The sequence below is a fragment of the Peptoclostridium acidaminophilum DSM 3953 genome, from assembly GCF_000597865.1.
Lineage (GTDB): Bacteria > Bacillota > Clostridia > Peptostreptococcales > Peptostreptococcaceae > Peptoclostridium_A > Peptoclostridium_A acidaminophilum.
Genome location: NZ_CP007452.1, coordinates 1,943,100 through 1,963,059 on the forward strand (window position 1 = coordinate 1,943,100; position 19,960 = coordinate 1,963,059).

At 40.6% G+C, this 19,960-nt stretch carries 16 protein-coding genes; 7 read left to right on the plus strand and 9 right to left on the minus strand.

From position 1 onward, the window contains the following. The first annotated feature begins 139 nt into the window (after window positions 1–139). From EAL2_RS14845 to EAL2_RS14850, 3 genes are all read left to right on the plus strand, one after another. Entirely contained in the window at window positions 140–949 is an 810-nt protein-coding gene (locus EAL2_RS14845) for a class I SAM-dependent methyltransferase (RefSeq protein ID WP_025436162.1), read from the plus strand. A 625-nt stretch (window positions 950–1,574) separates the two neighbouring features. Beyond that, window positions 1,575–2,138, plus strand: a complete 564-nt coding sequence (locus tag EAL2_RS09530) for a Fic family protein (protein WP_025436163.1) — start codon at window positions 1,575–1,577, stop codon at window positions 2,136–2,138. A 137-nt stretch (window positions 2,139–2,275) separates the two neighbouring features. After that, entirely contained in the window at window positions 2,276–2,953 is a 678-nt protein-coding gene (locus EAL2_RS14850; protein ID WP_025436164.1) for a ferritin-like domain-containing protein, read from the plus strand. Between the two features lie 523 nt (window positions 2,954–3,476). Here the strand turns inward: EAL2_RS14850 and EAL2_RS09540 are convergent. From EAL2_RS09540 to EAL2_RS09565, 6 genes are all read right to left on the minus strand, one after another. After that, window positions 3,477–4,244 carry an HD domain-containing protein gene (locus EAL2_RS09540; protein WP_038602033.1) on the minus strand — a complete coding sequence of 256 codons (768 nt, stop codon included), beginning with the start codon at window positions 4,242–4,244 and terminating at the stop codon, window positions 3,477–3,479. 70 nt (window positions 4,245–4,314) lie between these two features. Next, a complete protein-coding gene (gene modD / locus EAL2_RS09545) occupies window positions 4,315–5,160 on the minus strand; it encodes a ModD protein (protein ID WP_025436165.1) in 846 nt (281 codons plus the stop codon). A 663-nt stretch (window positions 5,161–5,823) separates the two neighbouring features. Beyond that, window positions 5,824–6,093 (minus strand): hypothetical protein, encoded by a 270-nt coding sequence (locus EAL2_RS09550; protein ID WP_025436166.1) that lies wholly within the window; start codon window positions 6,091–6,093, stop codon window positions 5,824–5,826. Next, window positions 6,090–6,785 carry a DNA-processing protein DprA gene (locus EAL2_RS09555; protein ID WP_051489146.1) on the minus strand — a complete coding sequence of 232 codons (696 nt, stop codon included), beginning with the start codon at window positions 6,783–6,785 and terminating at the stop codon, window positions 6,090–6,092. The genes EAL2_RS09550 and EAL2_RS09555 overlap by 4 nt, the downstream gene beginning before the upstream one ends. 207 nt (window positions 6,786–6,992) lie before the next feature. Then, entirely contained in the window at window positions 6,993–7,826 is an 834-nt protein-coding gene (locus tag EAL2_RS09560; RefSeq protein WP_025436167.1) for an EFR1 family ferrodoxin, read from the minus strand. 235 nt (window positions 7,827–8,061) lie between these two features. Next, the gene (locus EAL2_RS09565; protein ID WP_242842465.1) at window positions 8,062–8,499 is read right to left on the minus strand and encodes a DUF302 domain-containing protein; all 438 of its coding nucleotides are present in this window, start codon (window positions 8,497–8,499) and stop codon (window positions 8,062–8,064) included. A gap of 116 nt (window positions 8,500–8,615) precedes the next feature. Here EAL2_RS09565 and EAL2_RS09570 point away from each other — a divergent pair, with 116 nt between their 5' ends. After that, window positions 8,616–9,323, plus strand: coding sequence for a hypothetical protein (locus EAL2_RS09570; RefSeq protein WP_025436169.1), 708 nt, complete (start codon window positions 8,616–8,618; stop codon window positions 9,321–9,323). Window positions 9,324–9,340: 17 nt separating this feature from the next. Next, window positions 9,341–9,571, plus strand: a complete 231-nt coding sequence (locus EAL2_RS09575; RefSeq protein ID WP_025436170.1) for an SHOCT domain-containing protein — start codon at window positions 9,341–9,343, stop codon at window positions 9,569–9,571. Between the two features lie 153 nt (window positions 9,572–9,724). On the opposite strand, the gene EAL2_RS09580 is transcribed toward EAL2_RS09575, so the two are convergent. Then, window positions 9,725–11,017: an IS110 family RNA-guided transposase gene (locus EAL2_RS09580; RefSeq protein WP_038601674.1), complete on the minus strand. Its 1,293-nt coding sequence runs from the start codon at window positions 11,015–11,017 to the stop codon at window positions 9,725–9,727. A 385-nt stretch (window positions 11,018–11,402) separates the two neighbouring features. Between EAL2_RS09580 and EAL2_RS09585 the strand changes: the two genes are divergently transcribed. Beyond that, on the plus strand, window positions 11,403–13,409 hold the full coding sequence (locus EAL2_RS09585) for a copper-translocating P-type ATPase (RefSeq protein WP_025436171.1): 2,007 nt from the start codon (window positions 11,403–11,405) through the stop codon (window positions 13,407–13,409). 136 nt (window positions 13,410–13,545) lie between these two features. After that, window positions 13,546–14,106, plus strand: coding sequence for an NADPH-dependent FMN reductase (locus EAL2_RS09590; RefSeq protein WP_025436172.1), 561 nt, complete (start codon window positions 13,546–13,548; stop codon window positions 14,104–14,106). Between the two features lie 307 nt (window positions 14,107–14,413). On the opposite strand, the gene EAL2_RS14855 is transcribed toward EAL2_RS09590, so the two are convergent. Then, on the minus strand, window positions 14,414–18,130 hold the full coding sequence (locus tag EAL2_RS14855; RefSeq protein WP_025436173.1) for a recombinase family protein: 3,717 nt from the start codon (window positions 18,128–18,130) through the stop codon (window positions 14,414–14,416). Window positions 18,131–18,276: 146 nt separating this feature from the next. Continuing rightward, window positions 18,277–19,959, minus strand: a complete 1,683-nt coding sequence (locus tag EAL2_RS09600) for a recombinase family protein (RefSeq protein WP_025436174.1) — start codon at window positions 19,957–19,959, stop codon at window positions 18,277–18,279. Between the last annotated feature and the right edge of the window lies 1 nt (window position 19,960).

Consider the following 19,960-nt stretch of genomic DNA (forward strand, 5'->3'; position numbering starts at 1 on the left):
CGCCGTGGATTAGCTACGCAAACAAAGTGGTATAATACTACAACTATAAAGAAATTGTCCATCTTGATACATCAATTTAAATTGCTGCGCGCTATTTGGAATGAAGTCTTATGTCGAATAAATGCTGCGAGGTGATAATATGAAAATTTCAAGGAGCTCGAAAAAACTAAAATCTGCAGAAATAAAAAATCCCTATTTTGAAATACAGGCCGAAATCGGACTAACCAAGCATGGAGGAGGAAGGTCTGCCACAGATGAAATCGCAAGTCTTTGCAAACTAGACCAGAACAGCTATGTTCTTGATGTAGGCTGCGGGGTTGGCATGAGCGCCTGCTATTTGGCAAAGAAATACGGATGCAAAGTCATAGGCATAGATATTTCTGAAAAAATGATCAAAAAAGCAACAGACAGGGCAAAGAGAATGGGCCTTGATGAGATTGTTAAATTCATGGTTGCCGACGCTCAAAATCTGCCGTTTGAAGAAGGTCTCTTTGACGCTGTCATAAGCGAATCGGTTACCGCCTTTCTGAGCGACAAGGAAAAAGGGATTAAAGAGTATTCAAGAGTTTTAAAGAATGGCGGCTATGTTGGATTAAACGAGATAACCTGGAATGGTGAAGCAGAGCGAAACGTGGCAAGTTACATGAAGCGGGCCATGGGCGAAGTCGTTCCCGAGACCAAAGAAAACTGGACTAGACTGCTTGAACACAGTGGCTTTAAAGTCGTGATTGCAAAAAATCATGAGATGAAGATATTTAGTCAGTGGCTTAACGAGATAAGAAGCATAAATGCGTCAGATTACCTAAAGTTCATGACCAAATTCATATTGCTGATTTTGAAGAGCCAAGAGCATAGAGACATCATGAAGGACATGGTGAGGGACTCTATGTCAATGCCTAAGAATTTTTTGAAAAGCTGGGGATATGGCATATATATCGGCAGGAAATAGCTCCCTCTTTTACTCCAATTATCTTACTGCAAAATATCGATATTTTTTAAAATTTTAATTCAAATATTAGTTTAAACATCTATGCTCCGGGTATTAATAAAATATCAATTAAATATAATATTTATCTCAATATAATCAAAGGATATTAGCAAAGATTTAAAATCGGTCATCATCTTAATTTAAGTAAGATGGTGGAAGATAAACAAAGAATCTTTATAAATCCAAAATTTGATTATAACAAAGAAAATACTATATTTAATTTTTAAATAAAATAAAAAAAGGATACTATATCCTGAAAGGAGCAGATTCCCAATATGTTTGAGAATTTGTCATCAACTGAAAAAGGACTTGTTTTTTAATATCAGTCTTACCAAAAAGCTGAATAAAAAATAAGTCCTATTTTCATGCCCTTTTACCGGCAAAGTTACACTCCTTATAGGTCTATCACTATTGGTTAGTTGCCTGTAAAGCTTTTAAAAACAGGCCTTCCATGCTTTTTATATCTGGCATGATTACTAGCTTGGGGGGTGCCTTGCCATAAGTCGTTTTATTCTTCCCAGTACGCCTTGAGTTTAATGGGATAAAATAATTGCGTTTCCATTTTTCTTAGCTGCATACCTCCAACATGGTTCTTGAGGGTATCACAATTGACAAAAAACCACTGAAAGATCACCTAGAAGCAGTAGGGCACCGCGACGCATTCTACTATGTGCAGCAGCTAGTCAGCACCAATGAGGCATTTTCAGAAAAAGTCATCAAGGATATCCACTCTCTTGTGCTTATTGACATGCCGGAAGACAAGGGCGTATATCGACGCATTCCAGTAAGGATTATGGGCGTATTCCATGAGCCCCCACAGCCATATCTTGTGCCAGTACAGATGGAGCAGCTTATCGCGGAGTTTGAAAATACAAAACTTAATCCTATAGAAAGTGCAGCTCTTTTTCATCTTAAATTCGAGGGCATCCATCCGTTTATTGACGGCAATGGCCGTACAGGCAGACTGATACTCAATTTTACTCTTATGCAAAATGGTTATCCACCTATCAACGTGAAATTTACAGACCGTAGAAGATATTACGAGTGCTTCGATATGTATTACAGGGATGGCACAGCCGAACCTATGGTAAGGATGGTTGCCGAGTATGTGGAAGAGAGTTTGGAAGAGTATTTAAAATTGCTAAAATAAAGCAGGTACCTTAGGTACTTTCTCATTATTGTTTGCTAAAATATCGATTTAAGATAACTCGCTGTTTTCTAATATAGCCTGCAGGGGTATCATATAAAAGAAATATATAAAAAGAGATTTTATTGGGAGGAATTACTATGAAAATGAACAAATCTGCGTTCAGTTTAAATCGACATTTTTCTACTATTCTGCTGGTTTCAGTTTTGGCAGTTAGCAGCATATTTATGTTATCAGGCTGTAGTGCTACAAAAGACACTGTTAATGAAACTCCCCCGCCATCTCAGGAAACCAACAACGAGTCAGCAGCAACTACACAGCCTGTTGATCACAATGTTGACATTGATCCAACTCCGCTATCCGAGACTGATAAGGCGCTATCTCTTGAAGGCTACGGCGCAAAGGGAGCACTTGCCGATAAGGATTTAACCATCCATGATATGCTCACGTATGCAGTTCAAGACGAATACTTGGCGCGCGGTGAGTATTTGGCCATAGTAGACAAGTTCGGTAATCAGAAACCTTATTCTAATATCATCAGTGCAGAAGAGACACATCTTTCATATTTGAAAGAAGTATACCTTGCGTATGGACTAGATTTTCCAGCCGACACCTCTGGCGATCATGTTGTTGTTCCAGCTGATTTGCTCGAAGCGGCGAAGACGGGTGTCCAGGCTGAAATAGATAATATTGCAATGTATGAACTTTTCTTGACTTACGACTTGCCTGAGAATGTCTTTGAAGTATTCACCGCCTTAAAGAGTGGTTCTGAGAGCCATCTTTTGGCCTTTCAACGGCAGGTTGACAAACTGCAGTAAATATTATCTTATGGCACACCTAAAACATTCAAGATAATATTGCATAGTGAAACAGCCTTCGACACATAGCCGGAGGTTTTTCGCTTTAAATCAGGCCTGCGAATTAAAAGATACTTCTGTGTAGTCGAAACAAGGCATCTATGTCAATTTTATTTGTATTAATATTTTATTTAATGTTTTAATTTAGGGTTGCAGGGTATTAATCTAATATCAATTAAATATAATATTTATCTCAATATAATCAAAGGATATAAATAAAGATTTAAAATCGGTCATCATCTTAATTTAAGTAAGATGGTGGAAGATAACCAAAATATCTTTATAAATCCAAAATTTGATTATGACAAAGAAAATACTATATTTAATTTTTAAATAAAATACAAAAGGATAATATATCCTGAAAGGAGCAGATTCCCAATATGTTTGAGAATTTGTCATCAACTGAAAAAGGACTTCTTTTTTAATATCAGTTTATTTAACTGCTGAATTAAAAATAAGAGGCCCTTTTTTCATTTTTGTTTTTTTAGAGGTAAGCGATCAAATGCTGTCGAATTTTTTGAACATCGGGAGTGTCCGGAAGAGTGGATAAAATCATATCTATATAACCCTTTTTCCTTATAGCCTGAAGCGTGACATCGAAATTAATGTCAAAAATCCAGGAGAGCTTGAACAATCGAGTGTCGTTAATGTTTTTCACATTACAAGACGATGTGTTTTTATTGTTTAATATGTCCTGCACTATCTGATGATTGTAACCTTCAGTATCTGGCATTTTTTCTTCCATTGCCGGATTGAATTTAAACTCACGCTGATTGTAGTATTCGGTTACAACCCTAAATATGTCCAGTTTGTCAGCATCACGAAGGATTTTTGCATGAAGCCTGGTCCGCTCATCCAATGCGTCAGGGATTCTATACCAGTTGTGCATTTCAACAGCCTTGAGTACTATAATGCGTTCCGCTTCCGGAAGCCTCTCCAAAACTTTGCTATCTCTGAGTATCTCAGCTCCCAAAGCGGCGTGATCCACTGAAACCCGGTCCTGAAAAGTCCTGTACTTTACAAATTGAGTGAATCTCCCGATATCGTGAAACAGCGCTATAGTCTCGGCCAACATTTGCTCCTCGCAGCTCAATTGGAGATATTGGCAAATCATCCGGCTGCCCTCGCATACCTTTAAGCTGTGCTCATACTTCAAATCAATATTCTGCTGAACCAGTTCGTCTTCGCAAATAAATCCCCTGACATGTAAATCAAAGAACTCGCGAAAAAATTTAATGTCTTCATTATTCATTTCAATCATCCTTACAATCAAACTATCATTTCTACCAAATTCTACATTCGTTCTCGGTAGTTTTTACATCTTAGGTGACCTTTTCCATCTCCGTCCCTATGTCCACTGGTTTTCCAAAGTACACCGCAGATGTCACTATCGCATTAACACCTGTCTTTGCATAATCTTCCACATTACTTATATTTATCCCACCTGCAGCTAATATTACAAGATTCGGATTGATATTTCTTAATATCTTTACTGCTTCATGCAATTCTTCACTTTTCATTTTATCCACCTGGACTCCGTCTGCACCGGCTTCGCAGACCTTGATTGCTTCCTCAACACGTTCAACTTCAACAATAACTTTATTTTCACATGCTTTAGCTTTAATGGAGTCCATAGCTTTCAGCAGATTCTCCACGCCCCCTAAAAAGGCTATATGCTGTGGAAATATTAGAACAGACTCAGAAAGGCCAAGTCTGTGAGGAAAGCCCCCGCCACAAACTACTGCTTTTATTGACAATTCCTTTGTGCCTGGGAATCCTTTTCTGGTAGTCACAACCTGGATATTAGGATTCATTACCCGAGCTTTTTCAATTAGTCGCCATGTCCTTGTCGCAATGCCGCAAGCATATTCCAATATGTTCATAGAAACCTTCCATACCATATGCAGCTTTTCCGAATCGCCTTCTCCCTCGATTATCACAGTATTCGATCCCACTTTTGTTCCAGATTGAACAAAATTAACAGGAGTTACATCGAACTTTTTAAAGATTCTGATCACTTCCTCTGTACCGCAGATTACTGCCTCTTCCCTGCAGACAAATCTGATTTTCCCCTTTTGTTCAGCAATATTTAATATGCAGCTTGTCAAATCCAAGTATGGAATATCTTCTTTAATAAATTTCTCAATTGTCTCATCTGAAATATACATGATCATTTCACCTCACAAACTATTCACAATATCTTATCTCAAGTCTAATTGTAGCATTTTCATGATTGATGCTCAATGTCTTTCCCAAGTCATCATTCTAATACCTTCACCTGGGAGGAAGACTTATGAGTTTATATTCGATATAAATCGCAATAATTTTATTTTTTCGACTATATTCGAATAATTGTTGATTGCGAAAATTTTTTAAAGTATCATTCTTGTACAGGGGTGGTTTCATGAAAAATCATGATTTATATTTGACACAGCTAATAAGGTTTAGGGATAAGCCTTTAATCAAGGTTATTACAGGCTTCTTAGACGTGGGTATGAAGTCAGCATAGGAAAAATCGGTTCTCTAGAAGTTGATTTTGTAGCCACAAAGTCAAATGAAAAAATCTACTATCAGGTTTCTGCCACTATACTCAATGAAAAAACAAGAGAGCGTGAATTACACCCTCTCCAATCAATCTCCGACAATTATCTAAAATTCATTCTTACAATGGACCAGACTGTATTTAACGACTATTCCGGCATCAAGGTCCTCAATATCATAGATTTTCTGCTCGATTGACCTAGCCCCTAATTTGGGGCTTTTTTCATTTTAGCTGCTTGAATTCAGCATTTATGCTTTCTCCACCACTGATAATTTATTTCAAAAGACATTTACTGACACATTTTTATTTTCTCAATTTCTTTTAACGCCTCTCCATGGATTCTAAACACGGTCCTAACGTCATAGCCTATGTTGCTGGCCACATCCACCCAGCTTTGCCCGCCTATATATCTCATCTCCAAAAGCAGCCTGTAGCTCATGTTGTCCAAACTGGCGGTGACCTTTTGGGCCAGATACTTTAGTGAATCCAGCTGCTGTAGCTTATTGTTTATTATCCTATCAAGCCACATGGCCTGAGACAAATACTCCTTTATATTCATGTCCTTTTACTATGAAAAAATCCGCCTCTCTGCTCTATTTTCATATCCATCTCAAGTGAAAAGAGAGCCTCCTCTACAGAGTCAATCCTGCATCCACCTGGACACAGCCTCCATATCTCGTGGAGTGTCCTTGGCTCCTCCTCTATCAGACTCAGAATGCGACTCTCTAGATTGCTGAGTCCATCATTTACAAAATCATTATTCCCAGCTCCTACTCTGCAACTATCCGTATCTGCTGTCAGCTCTTCACCCATATCACCTTTGCATATATTCTCAATACCCTCAAGCAGTTGCTCCCTGCCCAGGTATATCCGGGCGCCTTTTTGTATGAGCATGTTGCTTCCGGCGCTGCAGCCTTCGTAGATTCTGTCCGGAGCTGAAAGCACGCTTTTCCCCGACTTCATGGCAAAGCACGCCGTTATTAGGGCTCCGCTTTTTTCGCCGGCTTGGACAACCAGCACCTCTTTTGACCAGGCGCCAATCAGGTAATTCCTTCTCGCAAAATTCCTGTGAAAAGGCCTTGTTCCCGGAGGATATTCCGATACAACAGCCCCGCTTTCAGTTATCCTCTCATAGAGCGTCCTGTGCTCACTTGGATAGCATACATCCGCCCCACCGCCCATGAAAGCCAGCGTGTATCCGCCCGATTTTATACATGCCGTGTGGGCATAGCCGTCTATCCCCTTGGCCATGCCGCTTATAACGCCTTGAGTTTATGGGGATAAAATAATTATGTATTATACACGCAGCTCTGAGTTACTATGACCGAGCAATCATTATATGCGGCTGGCTTATTCACGACCTGCTAGATTTGCGGACACGTAAACCATAAAAAAACAGCCATCTGAAATGGCTGCTGTAAACATTTGTTGCATAATAACGCTTATGCTACTATCAAATTATTTTGTCTGACTGGCAATGTCAGCTGCGCTTACTTGCGGGTGATGATATCGCCCGAGCTTTTTAATGTAATACTTTACTCCTATAGCCTGCACAGGGCAGTAGTTAAAGCACGCATAGCAGTAATTGCAGTCTTCAATCACCCACTCCGGTCTGCCGTCAATCATTTTGATCCTGTTCGTTGTGCACACGGCTTCGCATATTCCGCAACCCGTGCAGCAATCATCGAGTATGAAATCGAGCCTAGGCCTGGATTCTTCGCTCCTGCACCACAGCATATTCATCAAAAAATAGCCGATACTTTTGCTTTTCGATGCCAAGCTATATATATTTTTTCTTTCTTTTCCCAAAACGCTGCGGGCAATCCTCTCCGCTTGAAAATTAGCTTTCTTCAATTTAGGATTTATAACATCCGGCGTGATGTCGAGTTCCCAGTCGAGCCTCATAAGCGGTTTGGGCGCGACACCCTTTGGAGTGTTCATTATCATTTCCACCTCAAAATAGGCATCCAATCCAATATGCTTATTCTTCAAAACATCGTACATATGAAGTCCCGCCATACCCGGCATTCCCCCATGGGTTACAACAGCAAACACATAGTGTCCCGAGACAAGATTAACAGTCCTTATGAACTTCACTACCGCCCTAGGCACAGCGTTCATATGAACGGGATAAACAAGCCCTACCCTATTGGTATCGGCACCTATATATGTCATCGCATCTACTTTTAGCATAGGAACAAGTGCTGCATCTGGCAAATGCTTTGCAATTCTTCTGGCAACAGCAAGGGAATTGCCCGTCCCCGTGAAATAAAAAATCACCGTTTTCGCCATAGCACACCTCCAATTGGTATGAAAGATCAGTTCATAGTCCCTGTCCTCCGGATTCATAATATCCATCAGCAAAATCCAAGGCCATGTTTCCTGAAAATCTTCGCCGCATAGCTGTTGGGGCGGCTGAATCTGATGCTACTATACCCTCTGAGTCCTCTTTGAATTATAATTTAATCGAGTCTAGTGCTTCTCTTTTTTTGACGCTTGTGAAATTGATTTCTGACACTTCACAGATTTATTTAGAAGCATCTTGAATAGCTTTTTTTAAATCAGATTCAATACTTGTAGCGATACGTTGCAGATTGTCATCTCCAAGCAATTCGATAAGCTTTTGAGGTCGCACCATACCTATGTACATTCCATCATCTTTTTCATAGACAACAATTTTACACGGTAAAAAATATGCAACTTCTATATTTTTTCCAAGAACCTCAAAAGCGTTGCCCGGGTTGCACACTTCTAATATTTGAATATCTCGTCCGAATTCAAATCCCTTCTCTGCAAGTTTGTTTTTAAAATTAAGTTCCCATAAAACCCCGAATTTACATTTTTCCAAATGTTCCTTTATTGATTTTATTGCCTCATCAAATGACTTGTCTGTCTTGAGTTCATAATTCATTTCCAATCTACATACCCCCATTTTGTATTTTTTATAAATTGAATCTGTAGTCATTCGTAAGTGTTATACCCCAATTAGGATATCTATCATAGTAATTTTATTGGCATTGCAATTTAAATTGTTTGCCATAGGGTATACATCCACTAAAAATAAGGAAGAAGGTGATTGTTTTGAAAAATAAAAAGAACGTTTGGATGAGTGTCATAATTGTAGCAATACTTTTATTGATAGCTTTTTCTTTTTACTTATATTCCAGCTGGGTACCTTTTAAGAATGGAATGTGGCCTAACTGGTATCCCAGATATCAAAATGACTCGAATACCCTGATGAGCATTGAAGAAATTAAAAGAGAAACAAATCGATATATAGCAGATTTTGATGAAGCGCTTGAAATCGCAGACATATTTGTATATGAAGACAGCGACTATTATGTTTCTGTTGAAGAAGCAGCCACAGGAAAAGGCGCAATGGAGCTTCTAATCAATCCGTACAATGGAGTGATATACCCCGAACATGGTCCCAATATGATGTGGAATGAAAAGTATGGGATGCATGGAAGAGGTAATATTATGGGTATGCATATGCGAAACCGTCAATTTTTCAATGAATACTCAGGATACTATAGAAATGAAGCAACTGCAAAGCAAATAAGCCTTGAGACTGCAGTTGAACTAGCAACAGAGTATGTAAAAAAATATGTCGATGAAGACTTGATAGCCACAGATGAAGGCCATGAATTCTATGGATACTATACATTGCATATAAAAAGAGGCAATCAGACAGTTGGAATGCTAAGTGTGAATTACTATACAGGAGACGTGTGGTTCCATGACTGGCACGGAACGCTCATTGAAGTAATTTCAAATCATGAGAATTAAAGAAGGGAGGTCCTAATATGATGCACTATGGTTACTATAGATTTATGGGAGGTTGGGGATTTTTTATGATGTTAATACCGTTGCTGCTTATTGGCCTTATAATATATGCACTATATCAACTAGGGAGCAGCAAAAGAAGTGATGAAGTGAGTAGCAAAACTCCTGAAGATATACTTGCTGAAAGATTTGCAAAAGGAGAAATAAGTGAAGAAGAATATAATAGAATGAAAGCGACTCTGAAAAAATGATACACGGTAGTGCTTGAGACCAGCTAGTTATTGTCAACGGTTAATACGAAAAAATATTTGATTTGTTGCTGTCCTAAAAAAGGGTAACCTAAATAAACGTAAATCCATTGGATTTTCGAACAAGTGGTAGTTATGCATATGTCGGACGTGTATTTATGCAGCCATCTGAGTTGGTCTTTTATATTGCTTGCAATGCTCCTGAGGTGAACGGAGCTCAAAACCCTTTTCATCACGAAGGACTGCAAATATGATGTTACAAATTTTGTGCATGATAGCACCAAGAGCAACCATCTTAGGTTTCTGAGCGGCTTTTTTCATGTAGTAATCGCAAAGATACGGATTGATTGCTTCACCATCTCGTTTCCTGCGGATAGAAGCCAATGCAACAGCGAAAATAGCGCGTCTGGCAATTCTGGAGCCACGTTTGGACATATGGACATCAGTGCCGTTGAAGTTGCCGGACTGGTTTACCTCAGGATCCAGGCCAAAGAAGGCAAAAAGCTGTTTAGGACTCCTAAAGGTTGAGAAATCGCCAATCTCACACATGATGGTTACAGCAGAAAGAAATCCAACGCCTTTGATGGAGTTAAGCCATGAAATCTGTTTGACAAATTCCTCATTCTTATTGAAGGCAACCAATTGCTGGATACGCTCCATAATGGAGTTAATGGCACAAGCCAATCGTTCAATCAGATCAAGCGTCAGTGAAATATTGAAGTAGACACTTTCAATCTGGCAGCCAAAGGATTTAGCAGCTAGCGCGGCCTGATAAAGCTTTTCATAACGATCAGTAGCTTTGGAGATACCTTTTCTTGAAGCTTTTGAGATTTTAGAAATCATGGTTTTTTTATGGCCGCGAAGTATTTTATCCGGAGTACCATACTGGCGAAGAATCATGGTGGATGTGGTGCCGGTAATATCGTTGAAAATACCAATGTACTGTGGAAACACAGTATGCAGATAGCCCTTTAGCCTGTTGATATGAGCAGATTTTTCATCCGTAAGGTCATAGTATTTTCGAGTGAGGGTGCGAAGCTCAAGAACGAGCTTTGCTGGAAACTGAGAAACCGGCAAATCATGAGAAAGACCAAGTTTGGCAATACCGAGAGAATCGATTTTATCATTTTTCACTTTTCTAATGCTTGCATTTTTCACAGAATGTGTGATAATAGGATTGATTATGGACACGTCAAAGCCAGAATCAACCAAGAAGCAGAAGAGTGGGAAATGATAAATCCCTGTGGATTCCAGAAATATTCGACATTTCATGGAATACAGCTCTTCTGCTTTTTTTAGTGCAGAAACAGCCTTTTCCAAGGAATTCGAGTTGTTATGTGTGATCTTAAAAGGTTTTTGGATTGCAGTCCCGCTCTGGTCGACGATGGACATCCAGCTGAAGGCTGAACCGACATCGATACCAGCGGACAGATAATTACGGTTATTCATAGTAAACTCCTTCCGATAGGGTTCCATAAACAACAATGAATACACAACCTGGCATGTGATACGGGTATAGCTTAAGGGCTCCCAACCAGCCTAAAACATAAATTTTCATTGAATGGAATGACTGTCTTAGTTACGGGTATCGTTGAACGAGAGTCAACTCCCTAGGAGGTGAACGTCCTTTTCCCTATCCAATGGAAAATGATACCTTATGTAGCAGACAAAGTCTAGGAGTAAGTAACTATACAAAAATCTTGAAACTTTAAACACGTATCAATGGTTGGATGACATATCCGAGGAGAACCCTCTTACCAACCTTGATATAGATTAGAAATGATGTAGAAGACTACTATTTGTCTATGACTGCATCATACCAGGAGGTGTAGGAATGCAGAATAATCACAGTACCCACAACCATGGCGATAAAACACATAAACATCATGGATCACATGATCACTTGGCACACCATAAAATGATGATTAAGGATTTCAAAAAAAGATTCTATATATCACTGCTCATTACAATCCCTATATTAATCCTATCTCCATTAATACAAGAGTGGCTTGGTTTTAGAATCGATTTTTATGGTAGCAGTTATATTCTTTTCTTGCTGGCGTCCTTCTTGTTCTTCTATGGAGGCTGGCCATTCCTATCTGGGTTGTTTAAAGAGATTAAAGATAAATCTCCTGGAATGATGACTTTGATTGCAATGGCAATAACCGTGGCGTATGTATACAGCAGTGCAGTGGTTTTCGGACTTGAAGGGATGCTGTTTTTCTGGGAATTGGCGACTTTGATTGATATAATGCTTTTGGGTCATTGGATTGAAATGAAATCTATTGTAAGTGCTTCAAATGCCCTTGAAAAGCTCGCGGAATTGATGCCGGACGAAGCTCATCTAATCAAAGGAGCCGATATTGTGGACATCAGCGTAAACGAGCTTTCAGAGGGAGACGTTGTACTGATTAAGCCGGGAGAGAAAATTCCAGGCGACGGAATTATTGTAAAAGGCCAAAGCTATATCGACGAATCGATGCTGACAGGTGAATCCATACCTGTTGAAAAAAAAGAAGGAAATAAACTGATTGGAGGTTCCATTAATGGAAGTGGATCCTTTGAAATGCAGATAGAAAACACCGGTGATGATTCGTATCTTTCAAAGGTAATAAACTTGGTACGCGAGGCACAAGAATCCAAATCAAAAACACAACTATTGGCTGACAAAGCTGCTTTCTGGCTTACGATGATAGCGTTAACTGTAGGGTTTTCGACTCTGGTAGCATGGTTGTTTGCTGGAGAGAGCCTTACATTTGCCATAGAACGAATGGCCACTGTGATGGTAATCACATGTCCTCATGCACTTGGACTTGCCATTCCTCTTGTAGTTGCCAGGTCAACTTCTCTTTCCGCAAAAAATGGGCTACTTATTAAAAATAGAACTGCTTTTGAAAATTCCAGAAAGATAAGTATAGTGCTATTTGACAAAACAGGTACGCTTACAGAAGGTAAGTTCGGAGTTAGTTCTGTAAAAAGTTCTGCTGCAAGCTATACTGAAAAGGATATAATAAAACTTGCATCCGCGCTGGAAAAAAAATCTGAGCACCCTATAGCTCGCGGAATATTAGAAGAAGCCCAAAAGCTGAACATTTCCATTCCTGACGTTTTAGATTTCGAGGCAATCAAGGGAAAAGGGGTACAGGGATTTGTCGATGGAGAAAATGTTAAAGTAGTAAGCCCTGGATACCTTAAAGAAAACAAGATGGAAATTCCAGAACATGTGAAAGATGAACAGCTTACGGTTGTCTTTGTATTAAAGAATGACGATATAATAGGGACAATAAGCCTTTCGGACAAGATAAGGAAAGACTCGTATGAAGCAATTCAAAAGCTGAAGGAGCTAGGAATTAAATGTTGGATGCTTACAGGGGATAATAGTCAGATAGCTCAAAAAGTTCATGACGAATTGAGACTTGATGGATATTTTGCTGAAGTTCTTCCTCATGAAAAACTAGAAAAGGTGAAAGAGCTTCAATCTAGAAATGAATATGTTGCCATGACCGGAGATGGAGTAAACGATGCACCTGCCCTTGCCCAAGCAGATGTAGGAATTGCCATAGGATCGGGAACGGATGTTGCCGCAGAGACAGCCGATATAATACTAGTGGAGAGTAACCCAAAAGATGTCACTTCACTTATACTGTTTGGTAGAGCGACCTACAAAAAAATGATACAAAATCTGGTGTGGGCTACTGGATATAATTTGTTTGCCATACCGCTTGCAGCAGGTGTTTTTTATAAGTGGGGAATTATAATTTCACCAGCTGTTGGTGCAATACTTATGTCACTTAGTACCGTAATTGTTGCGATTAATGCAAAGCTTTTGAAAGTCGATTAGGTTTTGTTAAATACGAGCGATTTCAAAGTCCTTCTATCAAAGAAATCCTTCCTGCTGTCTTCACGCTTTTGGATTTTCATCAACATATTCTATAGAAGTACCATATAGAGTAACTATATAAACGGGGGTAATAAAAATGGTTAAAATAGCTATAATAGTTGGAAGCACTCGTCCGGGCCACAAAGCCGAGGATGTGGCCAAATGGGTACACGAGATAGCAAAAAAACGCAGCGACGCTGAATTCGAGATTGTAGACATAGCCGACTACGATCTTCCATTGCTTGACGAGCCTATCCCGCCTTCAATGGCTCAGTACTCTAAGCCTCACACAAAGGCTTGGGCTGCAAAAATAGCCGAGTTCGACGGTTATGTTTTCGTAACGCCTGAATACAACCACGCAGTTCCTGGTGCCCTTAAAAACGCCATAGATTACCTATACGCCGAGTGGAATAACAAGGCGGCAGGCTTTGTTAGCTACGGAACTGCAGGAGGCGCCCGCTCGGTTGAAAACCTAAGACTCATAATGGGTGAGCTCCAAGTAGCTGACGTTAGAGCACAGGTAATGCTTTCACTTTTCTATGACTTCGATAATTTCAGCATTTTTAAGCCTCACCCACGCCACGAAGAATCTATAAATACAATGCTAGACCAGCTTATATCCTGGAGCGAAGCTCTAAAAACCATTAGAGAGAAATAATTCTGCATCTTCAAAACTTTATGCAATCCGAATGTGTCTGGCTCCGAGTTACTATAACCTATCAACCGGAAATTAGTCTATCAATAATTAAGTTCATGATTCCTTAAAAAAGATATACCGTCCTATTACTTAGTTGCCTGGAAAGCTTTTAAATATGAGCCTTCCAGGCTTTTTATATCTTAGCTTGGTCGGTAGCTTGGTCGGTAGCTTGGTCGGTAACTGAGTCATCATCTTGAGGGGTGGCTTAGGGGGTAGCTTAGGGGGTTGCTTAGGGGGTTGCTTAGGGGGTGGCTTGCCATAAGTCGTTTTATTCTTGCCAGTAGTAACGCCAATCGTATCTTCTCTTTCCTCTGATAAGCTTGAGTCTGCCAGCTTCCACTAGGGGTTTCAAAATCCTCTTATCAAATGAAATATGAGTCAAATTTCCAAGGTGCTCCCTCATTTCTTTGGGGAATCTTGGCTGTTTGCAGAAAATTTTTAATGCAGCTGCTTCTTTTGAAATTAGCAGTTCTTCCAGATTTATCTCCGCTTTGGCGTTTTCAAAAGCTTCAAGGTACTCTTGGTATTTCATGCCGCAGCCATAGTCAACTTCGAATATAAAATCATACAGAATGACACCTTCATAATCAAGGTGAGCCTTCAATACATATTTTTCGAACAGGTCCTCTCGGAAGTGGTCTTTGCTGTCCTTTTTGATGTAAGTCTTATCTTTTGCATTCTTGGTGGTACTGTAGATGCTGTCTCCTGGCTCTATTCGTACATCCATGTTGTGATACTCCTTGAAATTCAATGGCTTAAGGTTTTTGCAAGCTTTCAGCAATTCCCGCAACTGAGCCTTGTAGCAGTCTGCTTTTTCTTCCCTTTCGGTAAACACTTTGAGTTCATTCTGCAAGTTTATTATCTCACTGGTCAAATAGTCGATTTTTCTTGTGTCGTGGCCTTCCTTTGCCATTTCACCATCCACCGCTTCGTAAAGCTGCTGGTTTAAGGCTTCTATGTTTTCCCTGATTTCTTTTTCAGCAAGGCGCTCCTCTTGACTTAGCCTGAGCTTGCCAATGACTTCTTCTACCTTTAGCCTGAACTCATCACTTTCGCTGATTTGACTCAGGGTCTTCATGAAATTGAACTCCATGTATTCCTGCCTGGTGCTGCTACTACTGTGGCACTGAACATTCATAGATCCATAGGAATTGTAGCATCGCCAATTGCTGCCTTCCCTGCCTCCTGTGGACCTGTGTCTGTATCTTGAAACAACGCCTCCGCACTCAGCGCAAAAGAATTTTCGATAAAATACTATTCTGCCTGCTGTCCTAAGCGCTTTTGGATTTTCGATCGGCTCCCTGCTTCGGTTTTTAAAAAATTCCTGAATCAGGTCCCAATCCTTGCCGCTTATAATGGCAGGGTGGTGGTTTTCGATGTAGTACTGCATTTTCTCCCCGTTATTTTTCCTTGGCTTGCTTCCTATCACATCAGGGGTGTACGTCTTTTGGAAGAGGTAATCACCTTTATATTTCTCACTTCTAAGCATTTCCCTTATTTTAGTGTCGTCCCAATATTCATTGCCATTCGGGCTCTTCATCCCTTTTTCATGCAGGCCTACAATAATGTCCTTTATGCTTTTTCCGTCTATGAACTCCTTGGCAATAAAGCGGATAACCTTCGCCTCCTCAGGAACGACTTTCCAGTTTCTTTTTTTGTCGATGGTGTAGCCGTAAATATCTGTTGTCCTGTGAATAATGCCTCTTTGGGCCAGCTTCCTTATGCCCCAAGTAATGCTTGAAGAAAGTCCTGTAATTTCGTTCTGGTTGATGCTGCTCATCAGAGAGGTCAAAAGAGGGGCCTTATCATCGGCTGTATGGATGTTTTCCTTCTCGAAGTAGCAGTGCACCGGACTTGGCAGTTCCCGGAGCGTTTTTATCGTCTCCAACACATCCACAATATTGCGACCAAATCTAGAAAGCGATTTTGTAATTATCAAGTCGATCTTGCCGGCTTTGGCCTCGTTTATCATCCTGTTGAAATCGTCCCTGTGCGTGAGCGATGTTCCCGATTCGCCTTCATCCACAAACGCGCCGACATAGCTGTATTTCGGATTTTTGAGTATCAAGTAGGTATAGTAGGCAATCTGTGTCTGAAGTGAAACCTTTTGCTCATCCATGTGAGTTGAAACCCGGCAATAGCATGCGACTCTGAGCTTTTTCTCGTTTTCCTTTATAAAGCTCGCTGCCTTTGTTTTAGCCAGATTTTCCTTAAGGCTATTTACATCCTCAATTCCTAATCCGGGCTCTAGTTTTATGGCTTCAAAGTCAATTTTAGACTGCGCTGTCTTGCGCTTTAGGACATTGGCATTTATATTACCTATGGGCATTTCTTTATATTGACCTGTTATCTGCGTTTCTAACAAGGCATCTACCTCCTCTCCTAAATCGGTGTGCTCCAGATTCTCATTTGCTAAAAATCTGGCTTTTTCTTTTTCTTCAACATGTCTTTCTATTCTCTTTATCTTTTTCGGGCCTATGATGGTTTCTTTCTCGTCTATCCACATAACTATGAATGCGTCTTCAGAATATACCTCAATGCTGGCAATCCATGCCCTTGCAAGTTCCACTGTGATAGTCGATTCAAATTCCTCCAGAGAGTCTATTCCCTCTAGCCATGCAACTGCCTTGTCCCTAAAGACCCGGTCATCTTCTATCTTTGAGACTTTCTTTTCGAACTCCTCATACTCTTTTATTAGTTCCAAGGCTTTTTCATGGCACTCTGTTCCATTTGCAATTTCTATTTCGGCAAAGTATCTAAGCCGGTGGAATTCAAAGTGGTCGTTTTGATTGATCTTGTGCAGCGTTTTAATCAGCTCTTTAATGGCCCCTTGCTCTTTAAAATCAAACCGCTCTTTGAAGGCTCTTATCGACATTTGCAATAGCTTCTTGTCTTTCAACTTAGCTGCATCACACAGCCCCACGCTGGGAAAAGCATTAACGCAGCGCCAGTTATATGTGTACTCGGCCCGGAATTTCCCCTTGCAGCGCCCGCATGTCAATCGCCCTGAAAATGGCCTGTGAGTAGGCTCTTTATGCCTCTTTTGCTTACCGTAACCATTTTCTTTTGCAATGTTTTGCGCTGTAGTGAATATCTCTTCACTAATAATCGCCGGGTGGCTGTTCATGATGTAATACTGATCCCGATCTTTTGTCTGCTTTACTTTGCCCGTAAGCAGGTCCTTAGTCCGCCTTCTTGTGATTTTGTTTCCTGTATAGGCAATCTCCATGATGATTTTTCTAACATAGGAGGCGCTCCAGCTTTTGTTGCCTTTTTTCGTTTCGATGCCTTTGCTAATAAGCTCTCTATTGATCTGGGCGTATGTTTTTCCTCCAATAAACTGCTCGAATATCCAGAGGACAATCTGTGCTTCATGCTCGTTGATCTTAAATGTTTCCTTTCCTTCATGCTCTGCTTTGTCATAGCCGTACATATTTCCAAATGCAGGTGTTCCCTGTATAAACTTCCTTTCAGCTCCAAGTCTGACTAGCTGCGAATTTGTCTCTATCTCGTCCTGGGCAATCGCCGCGTAGGTATGCAGTAGCAGTGAGTTGTAATTCAATGAAGTGTCTATATTTTCAGCCTCGAAGAATATCGATACGTTATCTTCTTTTAGCTGATTGACTACTTCGATGAGCTCTTTAGAGTTCCTGGCAAATCGCGATACGCTTTTTGTCAGTATCAAGTCTATGCGCCCTTCTTTTGCGTGCCGTAGCATGCGCTTAAAGCCGGGCCTCTTATCATATGTGGCTCCGGATATTTTATTTTCCACGTATATTCCGGTTAACCGCCAGTTTGGCTTGCTGCTTATAAGATTGGTGTAATAGCTGATCTGGTTTTGAAGGGAGATGAAACTGTTTTTACTATTGCTGACTCTGCAATAGGCTGCTACCTTTATGCCCTCCTCTTTGCTCTCCAGCGGGCTTTTGCTTTTCTCATCCAGCGGCTCCCACAGGGTTTTGACCCACAGTCTGTTTTCATCCACATTAAAAAACTCCTTTCATTCGAGTAACATCTCTACAAGCTTGTAGGTATGTTCCCTCTGCCGCGAAGATAATGCAAGCACTATCTTTGGGCTGAAAGGAGTTTCTTTTGTCTATGGAGTTTTAAGATTATTTTTTAATCATTCTTTTACTTTTTTGAATTGATTTTCTTGCGATTGCTTGCAAAGGCTGTCCTGCTGATTCCGCATTTTAATTTAAACGCTATCTCATAGTTTTCATTAAGCGTTCCGCTCTCTACTACCCTTTTGAAAATATCGCCCCGGAATGCACCTGCTGGACCTTCTATCTCATCCAGGCATTCAAGCAGCTCTTCAAGATGCTTTTTAAGATAGATGCTGTCTTGCCTGTTTTTCTCCAAGCCTTCGCATTCCATCTGCAATATCTCTTGTTCGTATATGAGGTGCCTTAGTGTTGCATCGTAAATGGAGCTACTTCCAGATGATTCCCTCGATGCCAGCTCGCTGATTTTGTCGGTAACCGCTTCAATTTGCTTTTTAAGCTCTTCCAGCCTTTCTTCCTCCACCTGGGTCAGGGAGCATTCGTAGATGGCTTGGTTTGCATCTTGCATTAGATCCTCATTATTTTCCTTCAGATCATAAAGCATTTTCATGATCGCCTTTTCAAGCTCGTCTTCGCTTACATATTTGGAGCCGCATTTTTCATCGGTTTTAATCTTTTGGCTGGCTAGCTTGCAGTGCCAGGCTGAGTAATAGTATTTCTCTCCCTTTCTTCTGGATGTAATCCTTCTTCTCGTAACCGGCCTGCCGCAGTTCCCGCAGAAAAGCTTGTTGGAAAAGGGCGATACGTTGCTGTAGTTCATGGCGTATTTTCCCTTGGGGTTTATGAGCATGCTCTTTCTTCTCTTTAGCTCCCGCTGCACCGCGTTCCAGTCATCTTCCGAAATGATAGCCGGCAGGCAGTTCTTGATGTAGTACTGCGGCTGGTGGTTTCGATTGATTACGCGCTTATGGCTCAAATAGTCGATGGTGACTGTCTTTTGTGCCAAGCAGTGTCCCATGTACTTTTCGTTTTTCAGGATTAGATAGACTGAGTAAGATGTCCACACTGCATTTCCTCTTGCTGTTAGGATGCCATCCTTCATAAGTCCTTTTGCGATGCTTAAGGTACCTTTGCCCTCGAGGTACTCTTTGAAAATCCTTTTTACTATTCGGGCTTGCTCCTCATTTATAACAATATTCCCATCCTCGTCAGTGTCATAGCCCATAAAATATACAGTCGGGCAATGTATGTGACCTTGGGAAAATCTTTTCTGGACTCCCCAGATCGTGTTCATGCTTATATTTTTGCTCTCCTCTTCAGCTGTAGATGCTAGGAGCGCCAATAGCAGTTCGCTTTTCCCGTCTAAAGTGTCAATGTTTTCCTTTTCAAAGAACACGCCACATGGCTTAGGCAAATTCTTCAGCAAACGAACTGTTGAAATGCAGTCCAAGGTGTTTCGTGCAAATCTGCTGATTGATTTGGTAATGATGTAATCAATTTTTCCGTCTTTTGCAGCTTGTATCATTTCCTGAAATCCGGTTCTGTTCTTTATTGAAGTTCCGCTTATTCCCTCATCTGCGAATACTTTATAGAACTCCCAGGCCGGATTCTTTTGAATGTATTCCGTATAGTATGCAACCTGCAGTTCGTAGCTTGAGCTTTGATGCTCTTCAAGTGTTGAAACCCTGGCATAGGCAGCTATTCGTTTTTTCCGTCCGTCGTAATGTTCCTTGTTGCGGTCGGTTCTTCCTTGAGCAGGGATCACCCTTACTCTCGGACTCATACTTGCCTGATTTTGATTTGCACTCATT